At 54.8% G+C, this 24,097-nt stretch carries 1 protein-coding gene; it reads right to left on the bottom strand.

Annotated elements, in window-relative coordinates:
• On the bottom strand, positions 1-23,574 hold the full coding sequence (locus CFI10_RS16930) for a hypothetical protein (RefSeq protein ID WP_206836748.1): 23,574 nt from the start codon (positions 23,572-23,574) through the stop codon (positions 1-3).
• Positions 23,575-24,097: the final 523 nt, after the last annotated feature.

The raw sequence follows: 24,097 nt of genomic DNA on the forward strand, positions 1-24,097 counted from the left end.
TCAGATAACACCACTGGTGGTGATAAAGCTTCCGTTCAGGCCCAACTCAGCTTGGGTATCAACGCCGATCAAGACAATGAACAGGTCATTTGTATCGAACGTTCCGCTGCCATCCATATCAACCGCCATCCAGGCGTCTCCACCGTTATTGGCATCATACTCAACGTACACGTCAAGATTACCACCTCCAGTGAAGGCCCCTGTCGCGCTAGCCGCGAATGCGACGTCGTCATTGGCACCCTCGCCGTCAACGATGACATAATTGACCATCGCACCAGCATCCACCAACTCAATCAGATCACCTGCGCCCGCGTTGAAATCATAGATCACATCAGCGGTTGCAACGGTCTGGCCACTATCGCCGGCTGCGAATACGAAGGTATCAGCACCCAGGCCACCCCAAAGGTCATCCTTGCCAGTACCACCAATCAAGCGGTCATTACCAGCGCCACCATCAAGATCATCATCACCAGCACCACCTGTAATGATGTTGTTGCCGGCATCACCACGCAACAAGGCATCGTTGTAGTCGCTACCGATGATGTTTTCAAAGTTGATGTAGGCATCGGTGGTTGAGCTCAGATCGATAGAAACACCAGTACCTGACGCGGACGCATCGATGGTATCGATACCATCACCGCCATCCACACCATTCACCGTGGTGTCTGTGTTGCTGTACACCACGGTGTCATTACCGGCACCGGCATTGATCAGGTCGTTGCCCAGGCCGCCATCGATTTGGTCATCACCCTCGCCACCATTGATGATATCCGCCCAGTCAGAGCCGGTCAGAATGTCATTCCCGGTGTTGCCGTTGATGGTATAACCGCGGCTGCCAACCGCCTGGTCCATGTTGATGGTCACGCCACCAACAGCCGCATTCAGGGTGACAACCCCGGTACTGGTGTTGCTGGTAGAATTGGTAGCCACAAACCCAGCAATGTCATTCGCCGTGGCGTTACCATCGCTGGAGACCTTGAGGATATCTCCGGTTTCCAGATCCGTGATCACGTCATTGCCGGCGGTTACCTCGAAGGTATCGTTGCCAAGACCACCGGTAAGGGTGTCGTCCCCTCCCATACCAAACAATTCATCATCGCCATCACCACCATTGATGGTATCAGCCAACATCCCACCTCTGATGTAGTCGCCGGCTTGGCTGCCGATGACATTCAGATAACCATCTGATTCCAAATCACCCCAGAAATCGAGGTCACGATCTGTCTCCAGCCTGGAGGCATCTATCGTCACAGTTTCACCTGCAGCTACCAGTGAATCAACTGTCTTGATATATGCCCTGTTGTTAGGTGCGGGCGGAGTATTTTCAATAATGATGGTTTCGACATTGGTGATGCCATCCAACACATTGTCATCGCCTGGCTGACCGGAATGGGTAAACCAAAGGGTGTCAGAACCATCTCCCCCATCGATCACATCCACAGAGGTGAGGTTAGTCGACATCCGGATAGTGTCATCGCCGTCACCTGCCGCAATCCGATCATCACCCTGACCGGCTGTGATGTCGTCGTCACCGGCACCGCCGAGGATAACGAAATCGCCATCCACTTCAGCCGATCCATTGAAGGTAAGGCTGTTGCCAGAGGTCAGTGCAGTGGCATCGAGTGTCAACGACTCATCTGCGGCAACCAGACCGTCAACCGTGGTAATAACGGTGGTGGCATCACCCAGGGTGACACGTTCAACGTTAGTGACACCATGAAGGTCATCGGCAGTACCGTTGTTGTCAGTGAAGGTCAGCTCGTCGCTGCCAACACCACCATTAACGGTATCAGTGCCTGTCAGGTTAGTGCCGAAGTTGAAGATATCGTCGGCCGCAGAACCGGTAAGTGTATCGGTTCCAACACCTGCGTTAATGGTGAACCCGGCCCCTTCTGAGTCAGTCATATCAATGGTTGCGTTAGTGTAGGCAACATTCAGTGTGACGACACCCGTGCTGTAATGCTCTGTCCAATCCCCGTCGAAGTCGGCAACCACACTGGCGGTAACACTGGCATTGCCCGAAACGTAAAGCTCATCGTTATCCTGCAAGTCCGTGATCGTATCGTGCCCCTCACCCACATAGAACACGCTGTAATCAGCTGAGCCGCGACCGGTCAAAATGTCATCACCGGCACCACCATCAAGGATAGTGTGCGACCCAGAAGATCCCAGCAGGGTATCGTTACCGGCACCGCCGAGGATGTTCTCGAAGTTTTTGTAAACTTCGTCATCATCCAGGTCAATATACAGATCAGCCGTTTCAGCGCGGGCATCGATGGTATCTCCGGTATCTGGATCGCCATCGTTTTCGTCCGCACCGCCATCCACCCACACATCCGCCGCGTCGTAGATGACAGTGTCATCGCCGTAGCCGGCATCAATAATATCAGCACCGGCTCCGCCGTCGATCAGGTCGTCACCATCTTCACCCCAGATATCGTTGGCACCGGCATCACCCGTCAGGGTATCGCCATAAGAGCTGCCTACGAGGTTCTCGAAGTTGACGAAAGCATCGGTGGTATCCGACAGGTCAATGGTGACCGCGCTGACGGCATTAATCGCCGTCAGCGTATCAATACCGTCACCCCCGTCGACACTCAGGTCGTCGGCATCGTAGTGAACGGTATCGTCACCCTCGCCTGCGTTGATGGTATCGGCACCTTCACCGCCATCGATCTGGTCGTTACCGGCACCACCCGTGAGGGTGTCAGCGGCACTGCCACCAGTCAGGGAATCGTCGGCATTACCGCCTGTGGCCGTAATGGCCACCGAGGCGCCAGTGCCGTTTACGACAAGAGCCCCATCTACTATCTGATTAGAAACGTCAATGCCGTCTGCGAAGGCTGTACTGGCATTTGTGTTAAGGGTCACGTTCGCTGTGCCACCGGCTGACAGCTCCAGCACTTCCATATTGCTGACATTAGTGAAGTCGGAATCAACAAGGGTAATGTTACCTCCGTTGATGCCACTCCATGCAACAAGGGTATCGGTACCGTCGCCGCCATCAACGGTGTCACTAGCAATTTTGGCACCGGTTCCGGCGCCAACGCCATCGCCGACGTCGTAGCTGAATGTGTCGTCAAACGCAGAGCCGACGAGCACTGAGGCTAAACTACCAATGGCGCCGATACGGAAACCTTCACTGCCATTGGTGACAGCCGACAGGTCTACATAGACACCATCGTCAACCAACAGGTTGGCGGTGCCGTCGTTTTGAGTCTCTGCTGTGGCGACATAATCATCAGTCACCGTAGCGTTGACGGTGGCATCTTCAGACACCACCAACACATCCGAATCTGACAGGTCAGTCACCGTGTCGGTGCCGGCGGTGATATTGAAGGTGTCATTACCGTTATTACCGGTCAGGATGTCGTCACCTTCGCCGCCGGTCAGGACATCTGCCTGGGCAGAGCCGATCAGCGTTGAGGCCGCGGTGTTGCCGGACGCATCAACGGTGAACCCGCTGCTGCCAGTTGCGTTGCTCAGGTCAACATCGACATCATCTTCAACGCTCAGGTTAGCGGTACCGTCGTTCCGGGTAGCGTTGGTAGCGGTGAAGTCAGCCGTTACCGTGGCCTCTGCGGTTGCGCCTGTGTCAACCACCAGCACATCAGCACCCGACAGGTCAGTGATGGTATCGGTGCCCGATTCCACATTAAAGGTGTCGTTGCCGCCATTACCGGTCAGTACGTCATTCAAGGCACCACCTGTGAGCACATCATCCCCTGCGCCACCGATGAGTTCAAACTGGCCGTTGGTTTCTGCGCTGCCGTCAAACGTAAGCGAGTGGCCGCCCGCCAGTGCGGCGCCATCGACCACCAGTGTTTCACCGGCCGCCACCAGGGTATCGACAGTCACAATGCTGGTTACCGCGTCACCCAGGGTGATGCGTTCGATGTTGGTTACACCGTCCAGATCATTCGTGTCGCTATTGTTATCGGTGAACCTCAGCTCGTCAGAGCCGTCCCCGCCATCGATTGTATCTGCCGATGTCAGCTGGACACCCATCTCGATGATGTCATTGCCAGCACCGGTAAAGATGCCATTGGCTTCATTCACACCAGCGGTTACCACATCATCAAAGTCGGTGCCGATGAAGTTTTCGAAGTTCTGGAACATCGAGGCGTCGAAGTTGAAGGTTACACCCTCACCAAAGCCGCTTGCATCAAGTGTGTCAGACGAACCTCCAAAAGAGTCCTCTCCATCGATTGCATTGGGCCCGTCAGCGTCAACAACCAGATCGTTCGGGTCGTAGATGATCGTGTCGTCATCTTCGCCGCCGTAGATGATATCGGCGCCAGCGCCGCCATCGATCACATCGTCACCGAAGCCACCGTAAATGGTGTCGTCGCCATCGGCAGTGGTAATGGTATCGGCAAAATCAGAGCCGGTTACCACAAAATCGATGCCGTTATGGGCCGACAGGTTCAGCGTCACATCACCAGACTCAGCCGTATCGAGTCCCGAGAAGTCGATGTGCTTAACCTGCAGGTTGCTGAAGTCATGCGCATCCAGCTCATCGCCTACCACCTTCAGGGTGCCTTCGCCGGTGACGGTCAGGCCATCGGCCTGTGCAGCGGTCAGCGTCAGGCTCTGGCCTGCCGGGATGTCATACAGATTGCCCAGGCCGACCACAGTGATGTTGGAGAAGTCCACATCGCCTTCGATGGTCAGCTCGACGTTATCCAGCACCAGCGTACCGGAGGTGAAGATCGCTTCATCGTTGATGGTCAACTGGATGTTGTCGTTGGTACCGTTGAACGTCCAAGTGCCGCCGTTCATCAGTACTGGCCCATCCGGTGTGTCTCCGCCATTGCTTCCGGTATCGACACCCAAAGTTGCAATGACAGCACCAGCGCCGGCATTCAGGGTGAAATCATCGCTGTCGATCAGCGCAATGACACCCAGGTTGACGGTGCCGTTGGAGACGCCATCGGTATTGATGTTGATCACGCTCAGATCGGCGCCCGCCACGCCCGGCTTGTCGTCGTCGCCGGCAGTCCCGAGTACCACAGTGCCCATCGTGTTGATGGTCAGGGTTTCGGTATTGCCCAGCGCTGCACCCGGGCTGGTGCCCGGCGCGGTGATGGTACCGGTGCCGTTGTGGATCAGGGTCACGCCGCTGATGTGTTCATCATCGCTATTGACCGAGCCGATGGTGACATCGGCATCACCGTTGATGGTGATGGTGGCCGCTACGGTTTCGTCCTTGAGGGCGTTGGAGCGGGTCAGGTAGCTCAGCTCCAGCTCACCGCTGATGACCAGATCATGGTCAGCATTGATGGTGATGTTGTAGAGGTTGTTTTCGTTAGCGTTGTGAATGCCTGTTACAGCCTTGCCAGGCTCGAAAACGAATTCTCCCAGGGTCAAGTCTGCACTGAGATTTATTTCATGTGCATCCGGTGCAGGATCGTTTGAAACGATAACGGGTGCTGAACCGGTATAGTCACCTGCAATCTTGAAAGTAAAGATCACATCACCATCACCATCGACGGTGGCTGTCCAGTTGTCGTAGCTGGCGTTGGCCAATTTTGCTGCCACGTCCGCTGCGGTATCGCCTGCCGAGAGTGCAATCAGTGCCCCATCGAAAGCAATAGACTGGTTGGCATCAATTGGTGAGGTAAAGCCGGAGCCCCCGATGCGCAACGCAAACGTCTCCGCACGGGACTCACTGTTGACGCCATCCGTGCCGTTATCGGCAAAGATATCGCCGCGAATCTCGTTCGGAGCGGTTGCAGTACCGGTCACGTCCACGGAGTTAATCACCAGCGCCTTGAACAGGCCTGGCAGTTTACCGTCAGCTGTGTACATCGCCAGCGGGTCATTACTCTGCGGCAGCTGAAGGTTACCGGTGATAACCGAATTGCCTTCCAGCGTCAGCGACAGGGTGCTGACTTCGCCCGCGACAGTGACATCGTCAAACGCCGCACTGGCATCCAGGGTGACGTTCTCGTCGATCACTACGAAGCGGTCGGTGGTGTTCAATGCATCTGGATCGACGTTGCCACCTTCCAGTACTTCGATTGCATCCTTAACGGTGACCACCAGGGTTTCACCGTTGCTGGCCTGGTCGCGCAGGCTCTCAAGAATCGCCTCGAAGTTGGCTGGCTGGTTGGTCAGGCCGAACTCATTGTAGAGGTACTCGTTGAGGATCCAGATGTTTTCAACATCGAAGCCGCCAGCATCGATATTGGCATCGTTATCGGTAATATCATCCGCATTGGTGAAACCAAGCGTCAGCGTCGTGTCGGTGAAGGTCCCGCCGTTCACCACACGGCCATCGGCCAGGTACTCTGCGGACAGAGCAACGTTCTGACCATCAGCTGAGAAGTCGATAGAGAACGACCCGCCTGAACCACCAGCCGTATTCAGTACGGCATTGCTGGCGAACAACACATCGGTTTCAGTGGCGGCCAGCGTAATTGAGCCTGCAGTAACACCAGCATCTACCAGGCCCAAATTGATATCGCTTTCGTAACTGGTCATCTCAGTAATGTTGAGCGTACCAGAGCCGCTGACCTTGGTGGCAGGACCTACCAGCGACTGATACTGGGCAGCCGTCATATTCAGCGTGACGTGCTCAGGGATCACGATCTGCTGAACTTTGCTTAGATCGACCGTTGGGTCAATGGTAATGATAGTGGGCTGCAAGGCCGTGCCTTCTGCGGCCAACCGCAGTTCAGAGATCAGCACCTGACTGCCCAACCCAGTGCTGTCGAACGCTTCACCGTTGTAGCCGGTGACAACCAGTGTTTCTTCGGTTGTAGCCGGGCCGGTGCCCTGGAAGTTACCCAGGCCGGTTTCGGTGAGCTGATCGTAGCTCAGAGTCAGCTGCACACCTTCTGCAAGAGTGACAGCGAAGTCACCGAAGCTACCGCTCTCGTCCAGAGTAGCGCTAGTTCCCACCGTGAGGGTGTCGTCGAAGGCCGAGCCGATCAGGGTGAAGTTCAGGTTCGGACCGCTGGTGGTCAGGTTGAAGCCTGAGGTGCCGTTGGTGACATTGCCCAGATCGATAGTGAAGCCGCTGTCTTCATAGGCGTCGGCATCAGTCACAGTACCTGTGAGCGGATCTACTTGGCCCAGAATCAGCTCTACCGGGCCGGTGCCGTTATTTTCGGTCGCGGCGGTGGCTGTCCAGTCACCGGTCACGTAGGCCGTGGCGCTGGCAGCGGGGCTGACTACCAGAATGTCAGACTCAGACAGATCCGTGATGGTGTCACTGCCCTGATCCACATTGAAGGTGTCATTACCGGCGGCTCCGGTCAGGATGTCGTCACCGGCACCACCGGTGATCACATCGCTGTTGGGCTGATTGCCGCCAATGATGATGTCGTTACCCGCACCACCCGTGATATCGAAGTCACCGTCGGTTTCGGCACGGCCATCGAAGACCAGGCGCTGTTGACCCGTGAGTGAACCGGCATTGATCACCAGGGTTTCGTTTGCAGCAACAAGCGTATCGTTACCGACCGTGATATTAACATCACCAGTATTGGCCGCACTCAGAATAAGCGTTTCAACACCCGATACCTGATTGAGCAAGTCTGCTGCACTGGTGCCGATGTTGTACTCGAAGGCCAGTACATCTTGCCCTGCGCCGCCATTAATAACGACGTTAGCATCCAGATACTCGCCCATGGAGATGATGTCAAAGCCAGCACCGGTCTCAATGCTCTCAACAGTGGCATCGCCAAAGACGAAGTCGTTATAGGCACTGCCAATCACGTTTTCAAAGCTAGTAAAGGCATCAGTGGTATCAGTCAGATCGATGATAACACCCGTTGTACCGTCGAGAGAGTTATCCCAGTCGGCGGCGGTCAGGGTGTCGGAACCGCTGCCACCATCAACTTCAAGATCAGACTCATCGTAAACGATGGTGTCGTTATCCTCGCCACCGTAGATGGTATCAGCGCCTGCACCGCCATCCAGAGTATCGTTTCCAAAACCACCATAAATGGTGTCGTTACCATCGGCTGTGGTGATGATGTCATCGAAATCAGAACCGATGATGGTGAAATCAATACCGGTATGAGCAGACAGGTCAAGTACCAGCGCTTCACCACCATTCGTAACACCACTGTAATCCTGATTTTCAACCGTCAGCTGACTGAAGTCATAGCCAGCCGGCAGATCACCGATGATTTCCAGGGTACCTGCGCCACTGATGACCGCGCCACTGGCTTGTTCCGCTGTCAATGTGAGGGTGTAGCCATCCGGGATAACGACCTGGTCAAGGCCCGACACTGACGTCAACGCAGACATGTCAACATCGCTGCCAAGCGTCAACACTACATTGTCCAACACCAGATTACCGCCCGTGAAGGTGGTGCCACTGATGGTTAGTGCGATGTTGTCATCGGTACCAAGGAACGACCAGGTTCCAGTGGTTAGCTCATCGGCTCCCAGAGTTGCCGTTACGTTACCGGCAGCCGCTGTCAGGGTGAAGCCTTCGGTGCTGTCAATATCTGCGATCACACCCAGGTTAACCGTACCGTTAGAGGTTCCATCGGTGTTGATATTGATAACACTCAGCTCTGCACCTGCCACGCCTGGTTTGTCTGCATCACCTACAGTACCAAGGTTCACCGCACCCATCGTATTGATGGTCAGGGTTTCGGTGTTACCCAGTGCTGCGCCCGGACTGGTACCCGGTGCATTCACCGTGCCTGTGCCGGTGTGGTTCAGCGTGACACCGGTGATATGTACATCATCGGTATTGACCGAACCGATAGTGACATCGGCATCGCCATTGATGGTGATGGTGCCTTCAACGGTTTCATCCTTGAGGGTGTTGGAGCGGGTAACGTAGCTCAGCTCCAGCTCACCGCTGATGATCAGGTCATGCTCGGCGTTGATGGTGATGTTGTAGAGGTTGTTTTCCTCTGCGACATGGGCACCGGCGAAGCTTGGGTTAGTATCTGAAGTCTCAAGGGTGAAGTCACCAGAGGTCAGACCGCTGCTTACATTGATGTTAGCGATATCACCAGTAGCAGGTGCTGGCTGTTCAACCGTAGGCAGTACCAAGTTGAGATCATTCGAAGTATTTTCGGTGAAATCACCCGGAATCTTGTAGGTGAAGCGCACCACGCCACTGCCCATATCCTCGGCCACCCAGTTATCGTAGGTGGCTGCGGCGAGCTTGGCGGCAATGTCGGCCTCGGTATCGCCGTCATCCAGCGCGATGAATGCACCATCAAAGGCGATGGATTCATCGTTACCCAACACGATCATCGAGGCAACCGTCAGCTCAAACGTCTCAGCAGTTGACTCAAGGCCATCGGTACCATCATCCGCAAAGATACTGCCACGGATTTCGTTGGGCCCGGTGGCGGTGCCGGTGACATCCACGGAGTTGATGACCAGCGACTTGAACAGTGCCGGCAACTTGCCTGTGGTTTCAAGCGTTTGCAGCGGATCCTTGATCTGCGGCAATGCCAGGTTACCGGTGATGGTGGAGTCACCTTCCAGCGTCAGCGTCAGGCTGCTGATCTCACGTGCCGTCAGATCATTGAACACCACCGAGGCATCCACATCATGGTTATCGCTGACTACCACAACACGATCAGCAGTGTCGATCGCATCCGGGTCACCGAAACCATCCAGCAGTTCGGACGCAGGTTTCAGGGTGACCACCAACGGATCGCCATTACCGGCGTTGCCGGGCAGGTTCGGCAGGATCTCTTCGATGTTTGCCGGCAGGTTGGAGAGGCTATATTCGTTGTAAAGGAACTCGCTCACCAGCCAGACGTTTTCAACATTGAAACCTCCCGCTTCGATGATGGCATCGTCATCAGCACTAGTGAAGCCCAGCGCCAGAATGGTGTTGTCGAAAGTGCCGCCGTTGACACCACGGCCATCAGCTTGGGTTTCACTTGAGAGCACCAGCGCCTGGCCATCGGCGGTGTAGACGAAACTGAAGGCCGTGCTATCAGCATCCAGAATAGCAGTGTCCTTCAACACGACTGAGGTGGCACTGGAATCCAGAGAGATGACCCCTGCTACAGCATCAACCGTACTCAAATCGATAGCATTATTATCGTTATCGAAGTTGGTGATATTCAGCGTGCCTGCGCCACTGACCGTAATACCGCCGGTATTACCCTGTAATTGTTCGAACTGATCCGCCGTCATATTCAAGGTGACGCCCGCCGGGATAACAATTTCCTGTACCCGGCTAAGGTTTGCGTTGGAATCAACAGTGACGACCCCATCGCCATCGTCATCAACAACGGTCAGTTGTCGAATTTCAACGTCTATACCCAGATTCTGCGATTGGATATCCTCGCCTCTATAGTTAGTCACATAGAGCCAATCAGGATCCCCTGACCCATCCACGGTCCCGGAAAAGTCTTCAACCCCGGTATCAAGTAATTGATCTACCGTTAGAGTCAGTGTGTCGAGCGTACCACTAGTGTTCAAGACAACTTCAAAAGCACCGAAGTCAGATTCGGGATCAAGCGTGACATCGCCGACCACGTAAGCGGTCAGGGTATCGGCTGCAATATCACTAAGGTCAAACAGATCACCGTCGATACCGTTTACCGTTACAGAAGTATCGTCAGCGTTGTCGTTGACGGTCAGCAGATGTCCATCATCAGCATCCAGAATCAGGCCAACACCGTCACTGTTGAGATTGAACACTGTTGACCCCGATACCATGCTGGCTGCCGCATCAATAGTCAGTGAGTTCGCAGTTCCGGTGTCGGAATCAGTCACGTTAACGGCCATGTTACTGCCAAGGTTACCGGTGAAGGTTACATTCCCCTCAACGTTAACTGTTGCCGATTCGATTGCGGTCTCGATCTGTGAGAGATCAGCAGACGGAGTGGCCTCAAGCGCAGTCACAGCAACCTCACCATTATCGGTAGAGTCGATAATGGTGCGACCATTGGCTTGAGCCGCTGTCAATGTCAACGCTACCGCTGTATCTGACGTGTCCTGCAAAACGACATCAAAGTCTCCCAGGTTGGTAGAGGCTGCCAAAGTTGCATTTTCCGGAACGTAAGCAGTCATTCGACCGGCATCGATACCGGCAAGAATAGTCTGCTCCTCACCCAGGTCAGTGACAATCACCTGACCTTCACTGCCACCAGCAGCTCCAGTGATGGTTTGACCACTGGCTTGTACGGCCGTCATCGTAACGGTCTGAAGGTAGGTGGTGTTATCCAGATCAAACGCTGCCGGGTCACCCGTCAGAACCGGGAAGGTGATCGAAGTCGTCACTTCAGAGTCGAAGACAAAAGTGATGAACTCAGCCGTAACATTTGACAGGTTCGCACTTATCGGCGTATCGGTGCCGGTAGTAGCATCATTTTCATCATCAACCAGCAGAGTGCCGTTGTCACCTTCGATGTAATGACCATCGATAACAGAACCGGCTGACTCAAGTGTTGCACCAGCACCAATGGTGATGATACGTGCTGCATCTGTTGTACCTAGATCAGCATTACGATTCAGCGTCACATCTGAGTCGACAGCTATGTTGACGTTACCAGTATTGATACCGCTCAGATCAATATCAGAGTCGGCCGCATCAGCTACCTGACCCAGATCTTCAACATTTGTGGTGCCTGATCCGCTATCGGTAACACTGCGTCCATCCGCCTGATCAGCGGTCATTACCAATGTTTCGGAGCCGGTAAGAATAAAGGTCGCCATGACGACTTCATTCGCAGTGAGCAGATCGTCATCATGATCGAAGGCTGCACTATCGAGCTGGCCGCCTGTTATATCGAAAGTACCACCCCCGATTACCGACACTTCAGCTTTGCCGAGGTGACCTGTGAGCTCGACGTCACCAGTAGCCGTATCAACAGTGACTTCCAGCAAACCGGTATCACCATCAGTGGTGAGAATACCGGATAGATCTGCACCGGGTTCTACTTCCAAATCTGGCACGATCACGACACCGTCGCCGGTGATGGTCAGCCCATCCGCATCAGCTGCCGAGATGGTCAGCGAACTACCGGCCGGAACATCGATAACGGTATCGATCAGAGTAAGATCAACCGGTGCAGCCGTGAAGTCGATCGCTCCAGATATACTCAATGTCACATTGTTGAGGGTGAGTTCACCCGCATTCAATGTGATTGAATCATCAAGAGTGACGTTCAACTCACCGACGGCACCCGAGTTATCAAACAGCCATACACCGCCCGCTCCCAGCGATAAATTGTAAGTAGAGTCGTCGTCGCCAAGGAAAGCAGTGACGGTTCCGGTGTTACCCGTTGCATCCAGCGTAAACGCCTGGGCATCCACCTGTGCGATCACACCCAGATCCACATTACCGCTGCCATCCACATCAATCAGGCTCAGCTCGTCACTGGCTACACCTGGCTTCGTGAGATCGCCTTCGGTGCCCAGAACCACATCACCGGTGGCTTCGATATGCAGGGTTTCGGTGTTGGATACCGTTGCCAAGGTGGCGTTATCCACCGCCGCTGCCGGGCTTGCACCCGGTGCAGTCAGTGTACCGGGGCCTTCGTTAACGATAACGAGGGTGATGATCTCCGGGTCGGACGTATCCAGAGAGGCGACAGTCGTGTTGTTTTCCCCCCGGACGGTTAGTGTCGCGACCGAATCGGCATGTTCGGAATCAAAGGTGATGGTACCGACCTGAAGATCAGCACCCGCGCCTTCGGAGCCGTCACCAACAGCGGACAAAGTACCGGTATCGAGCACCACATTCAGCAGGTCGAACTCGACAGTTAATGGTCCGCTTTGATCAACGCCGATATCACCGATGACGTTCAGATTTGCGGGCTGTTCATGTTCGCCAGACTCATCAACGCCGTCATTATCGTTGATGAACTGCTCGCTCGCCAACGGGTTGTCGGTGTGCAGCGCACGGTGGGAGTTGATCGTCAGGGTTTCGAACTGAATCGCATCGGCATCATAGGTCGAATCGGTCTGGTTACCCAGCACAATGTTGCCGAGATCGACTTCACCGCCCAGGTTCAGATCCAGCGTTTTGACGTGTTCGCCAATATCGCTGTCGCTGAACTGAACACCAGTGGCGCTCAAGTCAGTGAAGGCTACGAATTCGACTACACGGTGCACTTCAGAGGAAAGCAACAGAATATCGAGCTCGGTGATGCTGGAGAACTCAACGCGCACAATGCTGCCAGGCAAAGTCGTATAAAGATCTTCGATACTGCCGGAACCAGCCAGATCCGGGTTGATCCACAGGCGTCCAAGGTTATCGGCATAGCCCGACGTATCGATCGGCAATGTGGGTGAATCTGCAGTTTCAAACAGCCAGACCACGTTGCTGCTGTTGACGTTATCGGAATCACCATCGGGTGAGTTGACGATAATCTCACGGGCCGCCTGAGCGTCGGTCTGGAAGCGGATAGTCTGACCAGAGAGATCATCGTTGTCGCCGCTCAGCGCATCCAAGGTGATGGAGAATTCGCCAAGATCAGTCAACGCATCCAGCGTCACGTCATTCTCAGCCAATGTTGCTGTACCCACCAGCTCGGACTGAACTGCGGTCAGGTTGTATTCATCGGTGCCGAGATCAACGATGTTGACGACACCAGTTGAGTCAGCTCCATTCTCACCCACAATCATCAGACCGGCATCTGCGATCGCGTCTAGCTGTGCTGCTGTCAGCGTTAGAGTCACGCCATCAGCGACAACAATCTGATTGTCGGCCGGTGTACCAGAGCCATTCAGCACCAGTTCCAGATCACTCAGATCCGTATCGGCGCTGATCAGCAGCTGAGTGTTGGCACCCAAGTCAATATTGAGTGCGCCGCTGGTCCAGGTCATGTCACCGAGTTCGATGACGCTGTTGGCCGCTGCCCCTGCACCGGAGGCAGCGCTGGCGAAGTCGAAGGTCCAACCTGAATCTTCGGCACCGGCGTTGAGAGCGTCACCGGCCAGTTTCAGGTAGGTTTCACCGGTACCAGAAGTGAAGGTGAAGTCGCTGGAGTCGATATCACGGATTTCGCCCAGGTTGAGGTCACCTGTATGCGTCGCTGCATTGATCGTTGATAGGCCGCTGGCGGTAATACCCCAGCCACCTTCGTCATTGCCCAGGACAATATCACCGGTACCCTTGATATTAAGCGTTTCAAGGTTGCCGGTGGTGTCTGTGCTGTAGGCACCATCTGCATCACCGTCGAACAGTGCCGGAGATGCACCAGTGGCAGTCAGGGTGCCGGTGCCCTGATGGTTGATAGTGAAGGTGGTCAGTTCGTCATCAGACAGGTCCAGCTGCTGTACGGTGATATCCGATGTGCCGGTAACCGTCAGTGTGGCACTTGGGTACTTGGCAGCATCCACAGAGCTGAAGACGATATCGCCGCTGACTACCATATCCTGCTCGGCGATAATCACCACATCACGCAGGTTGTTTTCGATGGTTCCCGCGTCAGGGCCTGCCTGTGCGGTGATATCACCATTGATCAGGTTATAGGTGTTACCTGTTTCAGTATTGGCCGCTGTTCCAGTAGACAGAATCGACAGCGTCAGGAAGTAACGTGCGATCAGGCCGGAATCCGCTTCAACCGTGGACAGGTGCAGGTTGCCGTCAATCTCGGCACCACCCTGCAGCGTAATAGCCAGGGTGCGAACTTCCTGGCTTCCATCCAGGTCATTGACCACAATGAAATCCGGCACTGTCACACCGGGCTCGACTACCAGAATACGGTGCGTCGCACTGACGAAGCCAAGATCTTCCGGGGAATGGTAGAGACTCAGAATAATATCATTATCCAGATCCTGCAGGATCTGTTCGATATTACGGCCGTCAACAAAGGTGTTCAGCGCCTTCAAGGTGTCGATGTTGTAACCAGACGCATCGATATAATCGACGTAGCCTTTCGATACATCATCAAACATGAACACAACTGTTGAATCGTCTGGACCGGCTACATTCAGACCATCCGCCTGTGCCGCGTTTGCGAGCCCCAGATCCTGGTTGGCCGCCAGATAGACTTCCAGCTTGCTCAAATCACCCAGCATGCTGGCATCATCAAGGTTCACGTCCTCAGCCAGTGTCAGCGTGATGTTGTCTGCAGCGATACCGGTGATATCGAAGCCGCCAGCCAAGTCCACGTCAGCCTGGGTCAGACCGGTGATATTGATGGTGAAGCCAGTGCCTGACTGCCCAACAATGGTGCCGCTGCCGGCCAGCTGCTGGAACTGCTCAGCTGTAAGGCTCAGTGTCTTGCCTTCCGGTACGATCAGACGGTCGATACCGGTCAGATCAGTTGTAGCCGCCAGCGTAACGGCATTGCCACTGCCACCGATGGTCACATCGACGATATCGATACCGGCGGTGGCTTCAGATGCATCGAACGGCTGATTATCCAGTCCCAGAATATTAACGGAGGCATTGTCGCCGCTGTTCTCAACCGTCAAATTCTGCAAACCGCCAATACCATTGAGCTGCGCCATAGTCAGCGTCAGTTCACTGCCGTCGGTCAGCACGATGGCATCCACATGGACCAGCACATCGTCGGTCAGGTCAAACGGCGCGCCCGCTGTGCCAGTGGCCTCGTCATAGGTGTCGATGACCAGTGTGGTTTCACCGGTAGCGCTACCGTTGATCGTAATCAGGTCGCTCGCGTCGACTGTTGCAACAGTCGACAGGCCAACCGTCAAATCACCGTCACCCGTGTGGTTGACGGTCAGTGCATCGATATCGTCATCGTCGGTATCCAGATCACCGATGGTGACGGTTGCACCGCCCTCCACGCTGACATTTAGTTCTGCGGTGCGGTTGTCCTGCAGAGAGCTGAATTCAATTTCGCCGATGGTCAGATCCTGGCTGGCGACGATATTGACATCACGCAGGTTGTTCTCCGCGTAGCCGGCGGTTGAACCGTTGGCGTGAATCGCGTCGACAATGCGGTTGGGGCTATCGCCCTCCGAACGGATTGTCAGGGTCTGGAAGTAGTTCAGCGTCACCGTACCCGGTGCCGGTGTAACCGTCGACAGATCCAGACTGCCATCAATGGTGGAGCCACCTTTGAGGGTCAGATCAAGCGTGGATACTTCTACATCGTCGTCCAGGTCGTTGAAGACAATCTGGGTATCGACTGTTGCACCCGCCTGAATGATCACGGTGCGATCGGTCGTCATGGCGCCCGGTGCGATCTCGCTCGGCGCATTCGTGATGTCAAAGATGGTGACATCTACAGTGGAGGAGAGATCCTGCAGCAGGGTTTCAAGATTCTGGCCGTTGTAGTACTCAACCAGACGGTCCATGACATACAAGTCTGTTACGCCATAACCAGAAGAATCCAGCTTGGTATCCGGTGTAGCTGTATCCAATACTTCGAAGCCCAACACCAGGGTCGAGGTTGCACCTGTGCCATTTACTTCACGTCCATCGGCCTGAGCCTGGCTGGACAGGGTGACCATCTGGCCGTCGGCAAGCTCCAGCGTGAAGCCTGCCAAGTTGTCATCCACACCGAACAACACATCTTCAGCAAAGGTGATGGTGCCATTGGTGGCGGATACCATGGAAAGATCCAGGCCGCCTTCGAGGTCTGCCTGGGTCACATCCGTGATATGGACTGCGCCCGCACCGGTGATGGTGCCCGCACCCTGAAGCTGCTGGAACTGAGCGGCTGTCAGCTCCAGAGTAGTACCGGCCGGCACTACCAGACTGCCAACACCGGTCAGATCTGTGGCGGCATCCAGTTTAACGGTGGCGTTGTTGTCCAGGATGGTTACGGTTGCTAGTTCGATGCCGTTGGTAGCGGTGCTGGCATCAAACGGGTTTGTACCCAGCGCTACCAGATTCAGCGTGGCGGATTCGCCCAAATTGGCCGTGGTGATAGCCTCAAGGCCACCCATTGCCTGAACCTGCGCATGGCTCAGTGTCAGCTCAGACTGATCGGCCAGTACGATGGCATCCACATTGCTCAGTACGTCATCAGACAGGTCCAAGGCAGGCCCTGCCGTACCCTGGTCGTCATTAAAGGTATCAATGACGATGGTCGTCGTACCCGTAGCGCTGCCATTGATGGTGAACTGATCATCAGCATCGACCGTTGCAACGGTAGACAGACCGAAGGTCAGCGCGCCATCGCCGGTGTGGTTAACGGTGAGGCCGGTGACGTCTTCGTCATCGGTATCCAGATCGTTCAGTACCACGCTCTGACCAGCCGCCACATTGACGCTCAGAACAGCGGTTTCATCGTCATTCGTACCTGCAACATCATCTCCGATGGCGTTGAAGCGGATCTTGCCGCCTACGGTAAAGTCAGCCGTGGCATTGATAATCACGTTGAGCAGGTTGTTTTCGGTATTGGTCACGCCATCAACCGTGTTCACTACCGATACGGTCGGGTCGATATCGCCGCTGATATGGTTCGGCAGATCGCCCTCGGAGGTGATCACTAACGATTGCAGATGGTTATAAAGGCTGTCATTGACATTATCAGGGTCGTTCGGATCTTCGGGCACCACAGTGGTCAGGCGCAGGTTACCGTCAATACCGGCATCGCCCCGCAGGGTCAGATCCAGGACCGCTACTTCGCGGTCAACCTGATAGTCGTTGAATACGATCCAGTCATCGACTGTGACGCCGGTTTCGATCACGACACTGCGATAGGTCGCTTCCGCGAAAGCCAGCATGCTCGGGTCGTTGAAGACAACAACGGTTACACCGCTGGCAAGGTTCTGGATCAGCTCAACATCGTGCTGCGACACCAGTGCGCTGAGCAGATGCAGCTCATCAACATCGTAGCCGGAACCGTCGATGGTATCGTTAATGGCATCCCAGCCAGAGGCGAACATGTAAACCAGTGTAGTGTTGCTGCCACCACTGACTGCAAGACCATCTGCCTGGGCACGGGTGGCCAGGCCCAGCGTCTGGTCATCGCTCATCACCACAGAGAAGCCGTTCAGGTCCGTGGAAGTCAGCAGGCGGACATCTTCCGCCAGCGCCACAGAGCCAATCGCGCTATCGACACCCGCAAGGCTAAAGCCGGCATCAATATGGGCCTGGCTCAGTCCGGTGATGTTCAGCGTCGCGCCCTGCGCGATGCCGTCAATGGAGGCCAACGCCATGTACTGGTCGGCACTCATGGTCACTTCGGCGTCCGCTGGGATCAGCACCGTTGCGCCACTCAGGTCAGTGGCCGGGTCAAGTGTATAGGTACCGGAGGCCAGGGACACAGTGCCCAGAACCACATCGGTGCCCAGTGCATTCACGTCGATGAGCTGATCAGACAGCTCCACCACGTTGAGCACTTCGTGGGCGTTGCCGGTACCAGCGACATTGCCATTGATCGCGGTCGGGGTTACATCCAGCACCTGGTCGGCGCTCAGCGTCAGTTCGCTGCCTTCGGTAATGGTAACAGCATCAATACCGCTCAGGGTTGCAGCGGAAAGATCAGTATCGGTGACTGTCAGTGTCAGCGAGCCCGCCGAGCCGTCGATAGTACTGCCCTCCGCTGCGACAAGACCATCCATTGCCACCTGGGCATCAGCGCCCGTGGTCAGGGTGAACGCCCCATCCATCGCTTCAAAGGTTGCACTGAAGAGACCTGTGACTGCACTGGCATCGATGCTGCTCAATGTTTCCGGCAGTACGCCTTCGATGGTCAGATCTTCAGTTGTGGTCAGGTTCAGCGTTTCAACGCTGTCACCGTCCAGGCCGCTGATGATGGCGTCGCCATCGGCCACATTGATAGCGATCGTGGTGGCGTTATTGATTGTGATGCCATCCACTTTGATGGCACGCTCGCCGCCATCGGACGCGCCAGCCAGTTCAACACCCTGATTGTTGATTTCAACCTGTGCCGTGGCACCCGGGGTAAAGTAGGTGGCGTTAAACGCACCAATGCTGGAGAAATCAGGCGTGAGGTCTTCTTTCTCCACATCGCTCCAGTCTGCGGCACCATCACCTTCCAACAAGATGGTCACGCCACGTTTGATGCCACCAACCGTCAGGCTATCGCCACCGTTACCCTGCAGGCCAAGCACTTCCAGCCCTTCGGTATCGTTACAGACATAGAGAATATCGTCAGCGTTGGCATCGAGCTGAGTGACGACAAAGACGGCCACGCCTTCAGACTGGACGCCGTTGACCGGATCAGTACCGATCATATTGACGCCCGCTTCAGCGTTGGCTTCATCCATCACCACATCCACACGCAGACCGGCAATTTCGCCCACCAGCGTAAAGCCTCCGGTCGCGGCGGCATTAAGTGTGGTTGCGGTCAGCGTCAGGTCTTCGGCCAGTCCAAGGCGGCCCTCCAGACCGGCTGCAGCCAGGGTGGTCAGCAGACTTTCAAGCCCGGCATCCACATGTACCTGCGTGGCGCCGGTGATGTTGATTTGTGCACCCTCACCACCATTAACAACAGGTGTATCAGCCAGTTGCAGTGCCTGATCGGCCGTCATGGTCAGCACAGAGCCTTCGCCCACAGTGAACTGATCCACCTCACTCAGGTCCGCGGCACCATTCAGCGTCCACTCGCCTGCTTCAGATACCAGGTTTACGGTCAGCTCGCTGTCCAGTGCACTGGAGTCGAACGGCTGATCAGCAATGATGACATTCAGAGTACCCTGACCAGTTACTGCTGCTTCACCGATCTGTTGCAGTAGCTCATTGCTGATCGTCAGCTCGGTCTGGCTGTCGGTGAGCATAATGGCGTCGAGGCCGGTAACAGCCACGCCAGACAGATCATTTTCACCGCTCAGCTGCAGGGTGAAATCACCGTCCACAGCAGAGGCGTTCAGCGTTTCCAGTTCGCCGACTGAAATGCGCCCCTTAACGGTCACATCATTGGCGGAAACAAAAATCAGCTCTCGAATCTCATCTGACTTGCCGTCGAGGAATTCACCCGCGCCTGTGGCATTGTTGATCGATCCGATTACTGCATCAGCATCTTCAATGTTGAACGTGATGCTGCGCGCATTGGCAATGTTCAGCTCAGCCACGTTCAACGGGCGATTGGTCGCAACACCCTGGTTGTTGATATCGATTACGACTGGGGCCGCGTCGTAGGCATATTCGACATTGACTGTACCAATGTTGGAGAATGCCGGATGACCCGCAGACTGCAGGTTGTTGAGAACCTTGCCGTCACCCTCCAACAAAAGCTTGACGCCCCAATGCACCTGCATAAGGTTCAGGGTTGCATTGAAGTTACCCTGCAGACCCAGCGTATGCAGATCCTGAGTGTTGTCACTGAAATAGAAGGTAGCCTCTTCGTGATCACTGTAAGAGCTGTCATCATCATTGATATCGGTCACGATATAAGTCTGCACACCACTGGAGCGCAGGCCTCCGATTTCGCCAGCTTCACCCACAACAGCATTTTCGCCACTGATTTTGACATCGATGCGAACATCGCGGTTTTCGTTACCATTACCCTTGATCTGTACTACATCCTGGAAATCGGCAAGGGTCATCCCAAGTACGTTGTGCTGGAAGCTTGCAAAGTCAACCGTATAACCACTGTCATGCAGATCGATGGCGGTCTCGAAGGTAATATCCTGACCACCGGTGATTTTGAGGGTTTTAGCCAGATGCTCAAACGTCCCGTTGTTGTTACCATCATAGATATCGGTAACAACCGGTACCAGATCAGAGTCGATGGTCAGCATCGCTGTTGATGGCTGCGGCGCCGGGCGGTCATATCCACCGAGCACATACTGAATGGTAACATCGGTGCTGGCGTCGAAGTTGCCGGTCAAGGAGCCGCCATCTACCACTTGGTAATCTTCACCCGCATCGAACGGATCAAACGCTGTGCCAGCGCCTGTGATGACGACCTTACCGTTAAGCCCATCGCTGGAATCAATACCCTGCCACGCGACATGCTCATGCAGCTCCTGCGCGGTCAGCGTCAGCTCAGCCCCATTGCGCAGATCAAAATTCAGGCGCACGTTATCACTGAGCTGACTCATATCGAACAGCTCACTCAGCACAACGTCTTCCGTCACGATGATGTGCAGATTCTGGGTTTCACCAAATGACTCGCGGTAAACGCTGAATGCATCGGCACCCAGTGCAGACGCCTGATCAGCGGTCAGGGTGAGTTCACCTTTAAGCACAACATTGTTGATGCCTTCAAGGGAAGCTCGCGACAGGTCAGTATCGTTGGCAACCGTCAGGCGGATGTTTTCACCACTGATGGCGGACTCGTCCAGTGCCACAATACCAGCACTTTCGTTGCCCAGGGTCAGGCGGTCACTGCCACTGCCCAGATTGACATTCAGCAGCGCTTCGGTTTCAGCCGCAGCCAGCGTGACATTATCGTTACCGGCACCGCTGACCAGATTGATGGTCGCACCACTGGCAGTCAGGGTGTTGCCACCGTCGCCAAGCGTGATATCCAGAGTCTGTGCGCCCAGTACACTAACGCTGTTGGAGCCATCGCCCAGCTGCATGTTAACGGCCTGAGCGTTGTCGGCATTGACACTGTTATCGCCATTGCCAAGTGTCAGGGACAGATCGGTTACACCGTTTGCAACAACTTCGTTATCGCCGTCCAGCGCGGTGATCTCAACTTCCGCAGAGCCAGTGGTATCGATCTGATTATCGCCAGCACCCGCCTCGATGCTCACCTCTTCACCTCCGGTGGAGGAGATCACATCGTGGCCTTCACCGCTGGTGATCACGACATTGGCTGAGCCGTCGGTGACAAAATGGTTAGCGCCATTGCCGCCGGCAATCGTAACGCGGTCGGCATTGGTGGCGGCGAATTCATCGCCCGCCTGACTGCCGTTAAAGACCACGACAGGCTGGCCGTCGAAGGTCAAATCCACACCGCCACCGGCCTGGGTTGCATCGATGGTGGCCGGACGGGTATCGATGAAGGACTGGGCGATATTGCCCTCGATGGTCAGCGAGCCTTCGCCCGTGACGTTAAGAAAACGCAGCTGGCCGCCCAGATCAGCATCGTGGATCCAGTTTTCGGCGCCGAGTGCTTCCACATTCAGCGTTGCGCTGTTGTGGGAAACCTTGAGATCAAAGTTTTCGTTGTGGGTATCGCCCAGGTTCAGTTGCAGATTCAGACCTTCGGGAGATATACCCTCACCGTAGTGCACCGTCACTGCCTCGGTAAAGCTGCCCTCCAGGCTGAGAGCGGCGCCGTTGCGGACGCCCAGGACGAACAGGTCACCCAGATCGGTGCCGTTGTCATAGCCCTCTGTAATGACCAGCTGCTCGATATCCAGTACACGGGTCAGATCAATCACACTGGGGGTGTCGCTGCCGGCATCGGTGCGAACCGGGTCATTCGCATTGTCTGCGCCATAGATATTCGGCAGGTTCTGGATCTGAACCTGCTGTACGTTTTCAACCAGATTCGGACGGGCATAGGCGCCCTTCGCGTCAATTTCGAGGGTATTACGGCTGCCTTCACCACCATCTATGGTCGCATCATGCAGCAATTCCAGGCGGTCAACGAGAATACGGTTATCAACCGCTGCAGAGGTAACACCCTCCTGGTCAGTACCGCCGTTATTCTGTACGGTTGTCAGTACCAGCGGCACTTTACTGACACTGGTAATGCCATCAGCGGTGTAGGACTTGAGGTCGATCAGAACCGGATTTCCATTGGCATCCAATACCGGCTCACCTGACTGGTCACGCAGGATAATCTGGGGCCAGCTTTTCAGTTCAACCTCAAACAGGCGTGAATCGCCGTTTTCATCGAACAGCAGCTCTGAAATAAACTCAAACTCCTGCGCCCGCAGGTCAACGATATTGGTATTTTGAGTACCGTCAGCGAAGGTGACAACGAACTCGTAGCTTACAACTTCATCACCCGTCGGCTCAGCCCCTGCCTCTTCGCCTTCGGTGTCTGCGGCACCCTCAACAGGCTGCAGCGTGATATCAACAATGTCGTTTGTGCTGTCTACGGCGGATTCCGGCACAACCGTCAAGCCGAGGTAGGATTCAACCAACGCAATCAGGTCTGCAACCGGGACCCCGGCTGACTCCCCTTCTGATTGGCCACTTTCACCCCAGTAAGTCACCCGCGTAATGATCGGATCAATCTCAGTCGTGATGGCGTCAGTGGTGGACTGATCGAAGTTTTCACGAACAGTAAACACTTCAGGAGTAGGAAGAGGCACTTCATCCGTTGCAATTGCATCAAGAACAAACTGAGTATCAACGTTATCGCCTTTGTCGACCTGCTTCAGCAATCCAACACCATCGAAAGCAAAAGGCATGGCATATTCAGCCGGCACGCCATTGCCCTGCGGATCGACGATATCGACCAGCTCCGAGGAAAATGCGAGTTTTGCATTGATGGTCGCAAGGTCATCATTCTGTGCACCGTTCACAATCGCAAACGCCAGATTGGTCAGGCTGTGTTCACTACTGGCCCAGAAGTCGATCTCTTCCTGCACTGCTGCACGGTTAAAGGCCGAGTAATAGATTTCAGCAATGACCTCCTGACGGGACTTATCACCGTAGAGGGCTTGATTCTCGAGGTTTTCAGGGGCACCGAACGCAGCCGAGACGACTGTCCAGTCATTGTATTTTTCCAATTGCTCTACCCAGTAATGCAACCCTTCAGGGTCTGCAGGGCGCTGGTAGTAAGCAATGTACATTTGGTGAACCAGTTTCTCGGTCGCAGTCAGGTCCATCTTAAAAGCCTCTTCAAGAATAATTTAGAAATCCAGTTGGCCAATGGGGTCGGCCACGAATGATCAATGCAACCACACCGAGTCTGACGCAAAAGGCCGGCAGCAGTGCAGTCGAAAATAACGGAAGTGTTGTTAGAGATTGCGGAATGTAAGGGCTCATTCCGGGGGTATAGGGCGCAAGCAGCAGAAGACCGCATTCGCCCATAAGACGAACACAGCAGCTTGAGCGGATGAGTTAGCCGCTCTTTTTTTGAAAAACCAAGACAGCCAGGGCTCTTGAAAAACTCAAGAGCAGCTGGCACCAGGGGTGTCGCTGTCAACTACTTGCTCCTTCAAGTGACAATGATCACAGGGCTCGGGCCCTCAATGTTTTTATTATTCGGTACTACCTAATCCGACAGGTGACCCCATCTTGAATAATTTTTGAGGTCTAATCAAGTAAAAAAACAGTCGTTTCAAGCAGCTTAGCTACCAACGTATCAAACAAACGTTGCCCCAGATCACAACAGGTTTTGATGAACGT

Source organism: Marinobacterium iners (genome assembly GCF_017310015.1).
Taxonomy (GTDB): domain Bacteria; phylum Pseudomonadota; class Gammaproteobacteria; order Pseudomonadales; family Balneatricaceae; genus Marinobacterium; species Marinobacterium iners.

Excerpts from the sequence above, each read along its gene's own strand:
- CFI10_RS16930 (WP_206836748.1), bottom strand. The coding sequence starts at position 23,574 with ATGGACCTGACTGCGACCGAGAAACTGGTTCACCAAATGTACATTGCT.